The organism is Pseudomonas lini (assembly GCF_964063345.1).
GTDB lineage: Bacteria > Pseudomonadota > Gammaproteobacteria > Pseudomonadales > Pseudomonadaceae > Aquipseudomonas > Aquipseudomonas lini_B.
This window is the reverse complement of the sequence record NZ_OZ061318.1, coordinates 2,682,828-2,695,006: the sequence shown is the minus strand read 5'-3', so window position 1 is coordinate 2,695,006 and position 12,179 is coordinate 2,682,828. Positions and strand designations below refer to the sequence as shown.

General features: G+C 60.3%; 10 protein-coding genes. 9 read left to right on the top strand and 1 reads right to left on the bottom strand.

Annotated elements, in window-relative coordinates; all coding sequences use genetic code 11:
• Window positions 1-298 precede the first annotated feature (298 nt).
• The 8 genes from glyA to AB3226_RS12190 all read left to right on the top strand — a co-directional run bounded on the left by glyA (window position 299) and on the right by AB3226_RS12190 (window position 10,447).
• On the top strand, window positions 299-1,552 hold the full coding sequence (gene glyA, locus AB3226_RS12225) for a serine hydroxymethyltransferase (RefSeq protein ID WP_367373230.1): 1,254 nt from the start codon (window positions 299-301) through the stop codon (window positions 1,550-1,552).
• Between the two features lie 23 nt (window positions 1,553-1,575).
• On the top strand, window positions 1,576-2,826 hold the full coding sequence (locus AB3226_RS12220) for a sarcosine oxidase subunit beta (protein WP_038981138.1): 1,251 nt from the start codon (window positions 1,576-1,578) through the stop codon (window positions 2,824-2,826).
• Window positions 2,827-2,840: 14 nt separating this feature from the next.
• Window positions 2,841-3,170, top strand: a complete 330-nt coding sequence (locus AB3226_RS12215) for a sarcosine oxidase subunit delta (protein ID WP_038981140.1) — start codon at window positions 2,841-2,843, stop codon at window positions 3,168-3,170.
• A complete protein-coding gene (locus tag AB3226_RS12210) occupies window positions 3,167-6,184 on the top strand; it encodes a sarcosine oxidase subunit alpha (protein WP_367373229.1) in 3,018 nt (1,005 codons plus the stop codon). Before AB3226_RS12215 ends, AB3226_RS12210 begins: the two co-directional genes overlap by 4 nt.
• Before the next feature lie 130 nt (window positions 6,185-6,314).
• On the top strand, window positions 6,315-6,947 hold the full coding sequence (locus AB3226_RS12205; RefSeq protein WP_367373228.1) for a sarcosine oxidase subunit gamma: 633 nt from the start codon (window positions 6,315-6,317) through the stop codon (window positions 6,945-6,947).
• A 205-nt stretch (window positions 6,948-7,152) separates the two neighbouring features.
• Window positions 7,153-8,010 carry a formyltetrahydrofolate deformylase gene (gene purU, locus AB3226_RS12200; protein WP_367373227.1) on the top strand — a complete coding sequence of 286 codons (858 nt, stop codon included), beginning with the start codon at window positions 7,153-7,155 and terminating at the stop codon, window positions 8,008-8,010.
• A 206-nt stretch (window positions 8,011-8,216) separates the two neighbouring features.
• Window positions 8,217-9,416 (top strand): formaldehyde dehydrogenase, glutathione-independent, encoded by a 1,200-nt coding sequence (gene fdhA, locus AB3226_RS12195; RefSeq protein WP_367373226.1) that lies wholly within the window; start codon window positions 8,217-8,219, stop codon window positions 9,414-9,416.
• A gap of 413 nt (window positions 9,417-9,829) precedes the next feature.
• Window positions 9,830-10,447: a DUF2780 domain-containing protein gene (locus AB3226_RS12190; protein ID WP_367373225.1), complete on the top strand. Its 618-nt coding sequence runs from the start codon at window positions 9,830-9,832 to the stop codon at window positions 10,445-10,447.
• A gap of 1 nt (window position 10,448) precedes the next feature.
• Here AB3226_RS12190 and AB3226_RS12185 read toward each other — a convergent pair whose 3' ends face one another.
• Window positions 10,449-11,333: an acyltransferase gene (locus tag AB3226_RS12185; RefSeq protein ID WP_367373224.1), complete on the bottom strand. Its 885-nt coding sequence runs from the start codon at window positions 11,331-11,333 to the stop codon at window positions 10,449-10,451.
• Between the two features lie 315 nt (window positions 11,334-11,648).
• On the opposite strand from AB3226_RS12185, the gene AB3226_RS12180 reads away from it, so the two are divergent.
• Window positions 11,649-12,155 carry an ATP-dependent zinc protease gene (locus AB3226_RS12180; protein ID WP_367373223.1) on the top strand — a complete coding sequence of 169 codons (507 nt, stop codon included), beginning with the start codon at window positions 11,649-11,651 and terminating at the stop codon, window positions 12,153-12,155.
• Window positions 12,156-12,179 lie beyond the last annotated feature (24 nt).

Sequence of the window (12,179 nt, the reverse complement as noted above, 5' to 3'; positions counted from 1 at the left end):
CCCTGTGGGAGCGGGTTTGCCCGCGATGGCGGCATCACTCCAGCATTGATGTCAGCTGACCCACCGCTATCGCGGGCAAGTCGAATCGTCGCACCGCCGCTCCCACAGGGGATCCTTTCTAATTTGAAGATTGTGTCCGGTCAGGCTTTCTGGCCCATGTCGTAAACGCACCTTTGCGTGGCGTCCATAGGCATTTGACCTGTCTGCGCCGGTCATACCATCGCATCCAAAGGGCACTGCCGTAACGCCAGTGCCTTACCGAGACGAATGGCGCATAGATGCCGCTGGGAGAGACGCGATGTTCAGCAAGCAAGACCAGATCAAGGGTTACGACGATGCACTGCTGGCGGCGATGAATGCCGAGGAGCAACGCCAGGAAGATCACATCGAGCTGATCGCGTCAGAGAACTACACCAGCAAGCGCGTGATGGAAGCGCAAGGCAGCGGCCTGACCAACAAATACGCCGAAGGCTATCCGGGCAAACGCTACTACGGTGGCTGCGAGCACGTCGACAAAGTTGAAGCCTTGGCCATTGAACGCGCCAAGCAACTGTTCGGCGCCGATTACGCCAACGTCCAGCCGCATTCCGGCTCTTCGGCCAACAGCGCCGTGTACCTGGCCCTGCTGCAAGCCGGCGACACCATTCTGGGCATGAGCCTGGCCCATGGCGGTCACTTGACCCACGGCGCCAAAGTGTCGTCCTCGGGCAAGCTGTACAACGCCGTGCAGTACGGCATTGACACCAAAACCGGTCTGATCGATTACGACGAAGTCGAGCGACTGGCCGTCGAGTGCAAGCCGAAAATGATCGTTGCCGGGTTCTCGGCCTACTCCAAGACCCTCGACTTCCCACGCTTCCGCCAGATCGCCGACAAGGTCGGTGCGCTGCTGTTCGTCGACATGGCTCACGTTGCCGGTCTGGTTGCTGCTGGCCTGTACCCGAATCCGCTGCCGTACGCTGATGTGGTCACCACCACCACCCACAAGACCCTGCGCGGTCCGCGTGGCGGCCTGATCTTGTGCAAGTCCAACGAAGAAATCGAGAAGAAGCTCAACGCTGCGGTATTCCCCGGTGCCCAGGGCGGCCCGCTGATGCACGTGATCGCCGGTAAGGCGGTGTGCTTCAAGGAAGCGCTGGAACCTGGCTTCAAGGCTTACCAGCAACAAGTGATCGACAACGCTCAGGCCATGGCCAGCGTATTTATCAAACGCGGCTACGATGTAGTGTCCGGCGGTACCGATAACCACCTGTTCCTGGTCAGCCTGATCCGTCAGGGTCTCACCGGCAAAGAGGCGGACGCAGCACTCGGTCGCGCCCACATCACCGTGAACAAGAACGCTGTCCCGAACGATCCACAGTCGCCATTCGTGACCTCCGGCCTGCGTATCGGCACCCCGGCGGTGACCACTCGCGGCTTCAAGGTCACCCAGTGTGTAACGCTGGCCGGCTGGATCTGCGACATCCTCGACAACCTCGGCGATGCCGATGTCGAGGCCAATGTCGCGCAGCAAGTGGCAGCCCTGTGCGCGGACTTCCCGGTTTATCGCTGAGCGCGGTTTTGGAGTAAATGACTATGCAACGCTATTCGGGCTTCGGCCTCTTCAAACACTCCCTCAGCCATCACGAAAACTGGCAGAAGATGTGGCGCACGCCGACCCCTAAAAAGGTCTACGACGTGGTCATCGTCGGCGGTGGCGGGCATGGTCTGGCGACCGCCTACTACTTGGCCAAGGAACACGGCATCACCAACGTGGCTGTGGTCGAGAAAGGCTGGCTGGGCGGCGGTAACACCGCGCGCAACACCACCATCGTTCGCTCCAACTACCTGTGGGACGAATCGGCGCACCTGTACGAACACGCGATGAAATTGTGGGAAGGCCTGTCCCAGGACCTGAACTACAACGTGATGTTCTCCCAGCGTGGCGTTTACAACCTGTGCCACACCCTGCAGGACATCCGTGATTCCGAGCGTCGTGTCAGCGCCAACCGCCTCAACGGCGTGGACGGCGAACTGCTTGATGCCAAACAGGTAGCCGACGAGATTCCGTACCTCGACTGCTCCAAGAACACTCGCTACCCGGTGATGGGCGCAACTGTCCAGCGTCGCGGCGGCGTGGCTCGTCACGATGCCGTGGCGTGGGGTTTTGCCCGTGCCGCCGACGCCTTGGGTGTGGACCTGATCCAGCAGACCGAAGTGATCGGCTTCCGCAAGGAAAACGGCGTGTGCATCGGTGTTGAAACCAACAAAGGCTTCATCGGCGCCAAGCGCGTTGGTGTGGTTACCGCCGGTAACTCCGGGCACATGGCCAAACTCGCCGGTTTCCGTCTGCCGATCGAATCGCACCCGCTGCAAGCGCTGGTGTCCGAGCCGATCAAGCCGATTATCGACAGCGTGATCATGTCCAACGCCGTACACGGTTACATCAGCCAGTCCGACAAGGGCGACCTGGTGATCGGCGCCGGTATCGACGGTTACAACGGCTACGGCCAGCGCGGTTCGTACCCGGTGATCGAACACACCGTTCAGGCCATCGTCGAGATGTTCCCGGTGTTGTCCCGCGTACGCATGAACCGTCAGTGGGGCGGCATCGTCGACACCACGCCGGATGCGTGCCCGATCATTTCGAAAACACCGGTACCGAACATGTTCTTCAACTGCGGTTGGGGCACCGGTGGCTTCAAGGCAACACCTGGCTCGGGCAACGTATTTGCCGCCAGCCTGGCCAAGGGTGAAATGCACCCATTGGCCGCACCTTTCTCCATCGACCGTTTCCACAACGGTGCGTTGATCGACGAACACGGCGCTGCTGCGGTTGCCCACTAACAGGAGAAATCCCCATGTTGCATATCTTCTGTCCTCACTGCGGCGAGTTGCGCTCCGAAGAGGAATTCCACGCATCCGGCCAGGCGCACATCCCGCGTCCACTGGATCCAAACAGCTGCACCGACGAGGAGTGGGGCGACTACATGTTCTTCCGCGATAACCCTCGCGGTCTGCACCACGAACTGTGGGATCACGTTGCCGGTTGCCGTCAGTACTTCAACGTCACCCGTAACACCGTGACCTACGAGATTCTCGAAACCTACAAGATCGGCGCCAAGCCGCAGTTCACCGACAAGACCGACAGCCCGAAAGCGGCCGCCACGGCTCTGGGAGAGAAGGTATGAGCCAGATCAATCGCCTGTCCAACGGCGGACGCATCGACCGTAACAAAGTGCTGAGCTTCACCTTCAACGGCCAGGTCTACAAAGGCTTTGAAGGCGATACCCTCGCCGCCGCCTTGCTGGCCAACGGTGTCGACATCATCGGCCGCAGCTTCAAGTACTCGCGCCCGCGCGGCATCTTCGCCGCCGGTGCCGAAGAGCCGAACGCCGTGCTGCAGATCGGTGCGACCGAAGCCACGCAGATCCCGAACGTGCGCGCCACGCAACAAGCGCTGTACCAAGGCCTGGTCGCCACCAGCACCAACGGCTGGCCGAGCGTGAACAACGACATGATGGGGATTCTCGGCAAGGTCGGCGGCAAGCTGATGCCGCCGGGCTTCTACTACAAAACCTTCATGTACCCGCAATCGTTCTGGATGACCTACGAGAAGTACATTCGTAAGGCTGCCGGCCTTGGCCGCTCGCCGACCGAGAACGATCCGGACACCTACGACTACATGAACCAGCACTGCGACGTGCTGATCGTCGGCGCTGGCCCTGCGGGTCTGGCGGCTGCACTGGCGGCTGCCCGTAGCGGTGCGCGTGTGATCCTGGCCGATGAGCAGGAAGAGTTCGGCGGCAGCCTGCTCGATTCCCGCGAAAGCCTCGACGGCAAACCCGCTACCGAGTGGGTCGCCAGCATCATCGCCGAGCTGAAAAACACCCCGGACGTGCTGCTGTTGCCGCGCGCCACGGTCAACGGTTACCACGACCATAACTTCCTGACCATTCACGAGCGCCTCACCGATCACCTCGGCGACCGCGCCCCGATCGGCCAGGTGCGTCAGCGCATCCACCGGGTTCGCGCCAAACGTGTAGTGCTGGCGACCGGTACTCACGAGCGTCCACTGGTTTACGGCAACAACGACGTGCCGGGCAACATGCTCGCCGGCGCCGTGTCGACTTATGTTCGCCGTTACGGCGTGGCACCTGGCAAAAAGCTCGTGCTGTCGACCAACAACGATCACGCTTACCGCGTAGCGCTGGACTGGCTCGATGCCAGTCTGCAAGTGGTCGCGATCGCCGATGCCCGCAGCAACCCTCGCGGTGCGCTGGTGGAAGAAGCGCGCGCCAAAGGCATCCGCATCCTGACCGGCAGTGCCGTGATCGAAGCCCGTGGCAGCAAGCACGTCACCGCTGCGCGCGTTGCCGCGATTGACGTAAAAGCACACACCGTGACCAGCCCGGGCGAGTGGCTCGATTGCGACCTGGTCGCCAGTTCCGGCGGCTACAGCCCGGTGGTTCACCTGGCGTCGCACTTGGGTGGCAAGCCGATCTGGCGTGAAGACATCCTCGGTTTCGTACCGGGCGAAGCACCGCAAAAACGCGTGTGCGTCGGTGGCATCAACGGCGTTTACGGCCTCGGCGATTCGTTGGCCGATGGTTTTGAAGGCGGCGCTCGCGCCGCTAGTGAAGCCGGTTTCGGCAAGGTCGAAGGCGTTTTGCCGAAAGCCTTGAGCCGTCTGGAAGAACCGACGTTGGCGCTGTTCCAGGTGCCTCACGAAAAAAACACTGCCCGTGCGCCGAAGCAATTCGTCGACCTGCAGAACGACGTCACCGCTGCCGCCATCGAACTGGCGACCCGCGAAGGCTTCGAGTCGGTCGAGCACGTCAAACGCTACACCGCGCTGGGCTTCGGCACCGATCAGGGCAAGCTCGGCAACGTCAACGGTCTGGCCATTGCCGCCCGTTCGCTGAACGTGACCATCCCGCAGATGGGCACCACCATGTTCCGTCCGAACTACACGCCGGTAACCTTCGGCGCCGTGGCCGGTCGTCACTGTGGGCACATCTTCGAGCCGGTTCGTTTCACCGCGCTGCATCACTGGCACGTGAAAAACGGTGCTGAATTCGAAGACGTCGGTCAGTGGAAACGTCCTTGGTACTTCCCGAAAAACGGTGAAGACCTGCATGCCGCCGTGAAGCGCGAATGCAAAGCCGTGCGTGACAGCGTCGGCCTGCTGGACGCTTCGACCCTGGGCAAGATCGACATCCAGGGCCCGGATTCGCGTGAGTTTCTCAACCGTATCTACACCAACGCCTGGACCAAGCTTGACGTGGGCAAGGCGCGTTACGGCCTGATGTGTAAAGAAGACGGCATGGTGTTCGACGACGGCGTGACTGCCTGCCTTGCCGATAACCATTTCGTGATGACCACCACCACCGGCGGCGCTGCACGCGTGCTGCAATGGCTGGAAATCTACCATCAGACCGAATGGCCTGACCTGAAGGTGTACTTCACTTCCGTGACGGATCACTGGGCAACCATGACCCTGTCGGGGCCGAACAGCCGCAAGCTGCTCAGCGAAGTCACCGATGTCGATCTGGCCAATGAAGCTTTCCCGTTCATGACTTGGAAAGAAGCTCTGGTCGGTGGCGTACCGGCGCGGATATTCCGGATTTCGTTTACCGGTGAGTTGTCGTACGAAGTCAACGTGCAGGCCGACTATGCAATGGGCGTGCTGGAAAAAATCGTCGAGGCCGGGAAGAAGTACAACCTGACTCCGTACGGCACCGAAACCATGCACGTACTGCGGGCAGAGAAGGGCTTCATCATTGTCGGTCAGGACACTGACAGCTCGATGACCCCGGACGACCTGAACATGGGCTGGTGTGTCGGTCGCACCAAACCGTTCTCCTGGATCGGCTGGCGTGGGATGAACCGCGAAGACTGCGTGCGTGATCAGCGCAAACAGCTGGTCGGTCTGAAGCCGATCGATCCGACCAAATGGCTGCCGGAAGGTGCGCAACTGGTGTTCAACACCAAGCAAACCATCCCGATGACCATGGTCGGTCACGTGACTTCCAGCTACTTGCACAACTCCCTCGGTTATTCGTTTGCCATGGGTGTGGTCAAGGGCGGCCTGAAGCGCATGGGTGAGCGGGTGTTCGCACCGCTGGCCGACGGCAGCGTGATCGAGGCGGAAATCGTTTCTTCGGTGTTCTTCGATCCGAAAGGCGATCGCCAGAACGTGTAACACCACAGTCCCCTGTGGGAGCGGGCTTGCCCGCGATGAACGATAACGCGGTGCCACAGGCAGACCGAGTTGCTCCCATCGCGGGCAAGCCACGCTCCCACAGGAAATTGAATTCAGGAACAGGTGCTTTATGACCGCAGCCAATGTTTACCAACAACGCCCAACCACCGGGGCCAAGGCCGAGTCGTCGCTGCATCACGCCGACCTCGCCAGCCTGGTGGGCAAGGGCCGCAAGAACGCCGGCGTGATCGTGCGTGAGAAAAAACTCCTCGGTCACCTGACCATTCGTGGCGATGGCCATGATCCAGCGTTCGCTGCCGGTGTGCACAAGGCCCTGGGCCTGGAGCTGCCAGCCGCGTTGACCGTGGTGACCAAGGGTGAAACCAGCCTGCAATGGATGGGGCCGGACGAATGGCTGCTGATCGTGCCGACCGGTGAAGAATTCGCCGCCGAGCAGAAATTGCGCAAAGCCCTGGGCGACCTGCACATCCAGATCGTCAACGTCAGCGGCGGCCAGCAGATCCTCGAACTCAGCGGCCCGAACGTACGCCAGGTGCTGATGAAGTCCACCAGCTACGACGTGCATCCCAACAACTTCCCGGTGGGCAAGGCTGTCGGCACGGTGTTCGCCAAGTCGCAACTGATGATCCGCCACACTGCCGAAGACACCTGGGAACTGCTGATTCGTCGCAGCTTCTCGGATTACTGGTGGTTGTGGTTGCAGGATGCGGCCGCTGAGTACGGGCTTAGCGTCCAGGCGTAACACAGGGTTGTGTTCATGACTGCTTTTGTGGCGAGGGAACTTGCTCCCGCTCGGCTGCGCAGCAGTCGTAAAACCTGAGTTCGCGTTCCTTCTGCCGGAATGCGGTTGCTGAAATAGGGGTTGCTTCGCAACCCAGCGGGAGCAAGCTCCCTCGCCACAGGTCTTCGCAGTCGCGTAGGTATTTTCGAACAGGAGTCACCGCACTATGAGCCGCGCCCCAGACACATGGATTCTGACCGCCGACTGCCCTAGCGTCCTCGGCACCGTGGATGCGGTGACCCGCTTTCTGTTCGAGCAGGGCTGCTACGTCACCGAGCACCACTCCTTCGATGACCGGCTCTCGGGCCGTTTCTTCATTCGCGTGGAATTCCGTCAGCCCGATGGCTTCGACGAACAAGCCTTTCGCGCAGGTTTGGCAGAGCGTGGTGAAGCCTTCGGGATGGTCTTCGAGCTGACCCCGCCACACCACCGGCCAAAAGTGGTGATCATGGTCTCCAAGGCCGATCACTGCCTCAACGATTTGCTCTACCGCCAGCGCATCGGCCAGTTGTCGATGGACGTGGTCGCGGTGGTCTCCAACCACCCGGACCTCAAGCCGTTGGCCGACTGGCACCAGATTCCGTACTACCATTTCCCGCTGGACCCGAACGACAAACCGGCGCAGGAGCGTCAGGTCTGGCAGGTAATTGAAGAGTCCGGCGCTGAACTGGTGGTCCTTGCCCGTTACATGCAGGTCCTGTCGCCAGAGCTGTGCCGCAAACTCGACGGCAAGGCGATCAACATTCATCACTCCCTGCTACCCGGTTTCAAGGGTGCCAAACCCTATCACCAGGCCTACAACAAGGGCGTGAAACTGGTCGGCGCCACGGCGCACTACATCAACAACGACCTGGACGAAGGCCCGATCATCGCCCAAGGCGTGGAGGCTGTGGATCACAGTCACTATCCCGAAGATTTGATCGCCAAGGGGCGAGATGTCGAAGGGCTGACTTTGGCACGGGCCGTTGGATATCACATTGAACGACGCGTGTTTTTGAACGCCAATCGCACCGTCGTTCTTTAGATCGCCATCGCGGGCAAGCCCGCTCCCACAGGGTTTGGGTCGTTCACAAACCTTGGGCCCACCCAGATCCACTGTGGGAGCGGGCTTGCCCGCGATGAGGCCCCAACAGACAACGCAAGAAGACACAGGCAACAACCCGAGCAATCAACGCGCCGCCGATCCATGGCGACGCGACCGCTACATAAAAACAACAGCGAGGTGAAAGCATGTCTGACAATCGTGGTGTGGTGTATCTCGGCAATGGCAAAGTCGAAGTACAGAAAATCGACTATCCGAAAATGCAGGACCCGCGCGGCAGGAAGATTAACCACGCTGTCATCCTGCGTGTGGTTTCCACCAACATCTGTGGTTCCGACCAGCACATGGTGCGCGGCCGTACCACCGCTCAGACCGGTCTGGTGCTGGGCCACGAGATAACCGGTGAAGTGATCGAGAAGGGCAGCGACGTCGAAAATCTGCAAATCGGCGACCTGGTGTCCGTACCGTTCAACGTAGCTTGCGGGCGCTGCCGTTCCTGCAAAGAGATGCACACCGGTGTGTGCCTGAGCGTCAACCCGGCGCGTCCGGGCGGTGCTTATGGTTATGTCGACATGGGCGACTGGACCGGTGGCCAGGCTGAATACGCGATGGTGCCGTACGCTGACTTCAACCTGCTGAAACTCCCGGATCGCGATCGCGCGATGGAAAAAATCCGCGACCTGACCTGCCTCTCCGACATCCTGCCGACCGGTTACCACGGCGCAGTGACGGCCGGTGTTGGCCCTGGCAGCACGGTATACATCGCCGGTGCTGGCCCGGTGGGCCTGGCGGCTGCCGCTTCTGCTCGCCTGTTGGGCGCGGCTGTGGTGATCATCGGTGACGTCAACCCGATCCGCCTGGCTCACGCCAAGGCTCAGGGTTTCGAAGTTGCCGACCTGTCGACAGACACCCCGCTGCACGAACAGATCGCTGCGCTGTTGGGCGAGCCAGAAGTGGATTGCGCTGTTGATGCGGTGGGCTTCGAAGCCCGCGGTCACGGCCATGACGGCGTGAAACACGAAGCTCCGGCGACCGTGCTCAACTCGCTGATGGGCGTGGTTCGGGTAGCTGGCAAAATCGGTATCCCTGGCCTGTACGTGACTGAAGACCCAGGTGCTGTGGATGCGGCCGCGAAAATGGGCAGCCTGAGCATTCGCTTCGGTCTGGGCTGGGCCAAATCCCACAGCTTCCACACCGGCCAGACGCCAGTGATGAAGTACAACCGCCAACTGATGCAGGCGATCATGTGGGACCGCATCAAGATTGCCGACATCGTCGGTGTTGAAGTCATCAGCCTGGATGACGCGCCACGTGGTTATGGTGAGTTCGATGCAGGTGTGCCGAAGAAGTTTGTGATCGATCCGCACAAGTTGTTCAGCGCGGCGTAAAGCTTCAAGCAAAGCAAAACGGCGACCCTCGGGTCGCCGTTTTTTTTATGCGTCACGCTAACCCTATGGTGAGGGGGCCTTTGTGGTGAGGGGGCTTGTCGGAACGCCGCACCGCTCCTGCGAAGCGGCCCCAAAACCATCCCCCCACGGTGTGTCAGACAAAATGTAGTGTCTGGATTAACGACGGCTGCGCCGCCGAACGGGGCGGTGCGGCGTTCCGACAAGCCCCCTCGCCACAAAAGTCGCCTCACTTCTTCCTCCAGATCCGGGTGCCTGTATGCCATTCATCGCGTGAGTCCGGGGTTTCACGTTTCATCGACGTGACGGGGGAACATGCCAGCGGATACCCGGTCAAATCGGCAGTTTTTCCGCCTCGTTACCGGGCGGTTTTCATGCCACTAGAGGATGTCTGGATGAACGTTTCACGCGGTTTTGCATTGGCATCGCTCATGGCTGTTGCTTCGTTGACGACGCTGGTCGCCAGCCCGGCCTTTGCACAGTTCAGTCTCGTTGATGCGGCCAAAGCGGTTTCGGCGATGCAGGGCGACGAAGGCGGCGAAGGCGATGATGAAGGCGATGAGGCCGATGGTATCGTGGCGGCGGCGCCCAAGGCCGCCGGTTTGCTCAATACCCTGGGCTCGCAGCTCGACATCACCCCGGAGCAGGCCATCGGCGGTGCCGGTGCGATGCTGGGGCTGGCGAGAAATCAGCTCAGCGGCCAGGACTTCTCCGAACTGAGCAAAAACGTACCGGGCCTCAATCAAATCGCCGGTAATAGCGCCATCGGTGGCTTGAATGGATTGGGTGGACTGCTCGGCGGCGGTTCGGACAAGAACGCTTTGCTCGATGGCCTGTTGGGTAACGTCAAAGACACCAACGACTTGAACAACGCTTTCAGCGCGCTGGGTATGGACAGTGGCATGATCGGCCTGTTTGCCCCGGTCATCCTGCAATACCTCGGTCAGCAAGGCGTGGCCGGTTCGTTACTGCAAAACCTCGGCGGGATCTGGGGCACCGGCACCGGTAGCTGAGTCAGCCTTCGGCGCGTAGCGCCTTGATGCGCCGGTCCTTCTCGATCCAGAGCTGGTTGACCCAGTTCTGGATTGTTTCGCGAAACGCCGCATCGTTTTCGTAATCGCCTTGCCACAGCGCCGGGTCCAGTTCGCGGGTCCGGATGTCGATGATCACCCTCGGCACGTTGCCGCTGATCAAATCCCAGAACCCTGGAATCTTCTGCTGTGGATACACCACTGTCACATCGAGAACGGCATCCAGCTGTTCACCCATCGCCGCCAGCACAAAAGCCACGCCGCCAGCCTTGGGCTTGAGCAGGTGGGTGAACGGTGACTGCTGTTGGGCGCTTTTCGCCGAGGTGTATCGAGTGCCTTCCAGGTAATTGACCACCGTCACTGGCTGACGTTTGTACAACTCGCAGGCTTGTTTAGTGATCTCCAGATCCTTGCCGGCCAGCTCCGGGTTTTTCTCCAGAAACGCCTTTGTGTAGCGCTTCATGAACGGATAGTCCAAAGCCCACCAGGCCAGACCCAGGAACGGCACCCAGATCAGTTCTTTCTTGAGGAAGAATTTGAAGAACGGCGTGCGCCGGTTAAGCGTCTGAATCAGGGCCGGGATATCGACCCAGGACTGATGGTTGCCGATCACCAGATACGAGGTGTCGCGGCGCAAATCATCGCCGCCGCGAATGTCCCACTGGGTGGGAATGCACAGCCGAAAGATCAGCTTGTCTATTTCGGCCCAGGTTTCGGCTATCCACATCACCGTCCAGGAGGCGTAATCGCGAAAGCGCCCGGGCAGGAGCAGCTTCAGCAGGGCGAACACCATCAAAGGCCCGAACAGCACCAGGGTGTTAAGAAACAGCAGCAGGGTAACGAAACAGCCGGTGAGCAGGCGGCGCATAAATAACTCTTGAAAGCGTTTGGGCGCGCCATGATAAGCAGCTTCAGGCGACACGCCAAATCAGTGGTGACGAATGTTTCACGTTTGCGGCGGTATGCTTTAGCGAATTCGAACCCGTCAGGCTGTTGTGGTGATTGATCTGGCCTATTCGCGGGCAAGCCCGCTCCCACAGGAATTTTGTGCTGACCACATTTTTTGTCGCGAACCCAAAACCCTGTGGGAGCGGGCTTGCCCGCGAAGCGATTTCAAGAACGAACGAATTCAAAGGCAGCGGTTCTAAAATTCCGCTGCCCACTCTACAAGGAAGCCCCTTACGTGAAATCTATCCTTGCACTGCTTGCCCTTGTAGCCCTGCCGGTTTTGGCCGCCGAGCCGACCCTGTACGGGCGTTACGAATACATCGCGCTGCCGGAAATCGGCGGCGAAGTTCTCAAGGCCAAAATGGACACCGGCGCCCTGACCGCGTCGCTGTCGGCCAAAGACATCGAAACCTTCACCCGTGACGGCGACGAGTGGGTGCGTTTCCGTCTCGCCACCAAAGGCGCCAGCAACAAGGTTTACGAACACAAGGTCGCGCGGATCAGCAAGATCAAGACCCGCTCCGAAGAAGACGACGATGACAAGGAAGCGATCGAGCCCACCAAGCGGCCAGTGGTCGATCTGGAACTGTGCCTGGGCAACGTCAAGCGCACCGTCGAGGTCAACCTCACCGACCGCAGCAGCTTCAATTACCCGTTGTTGATCGGCGCCAAAGCGCTGCGTGAATTCGGTGCGGCGGTGAACCCGGCACGGCGTTTTACGGCAGACAAACCCGACTGCTGATTGACGGCGAATCAGCCTTGGGGC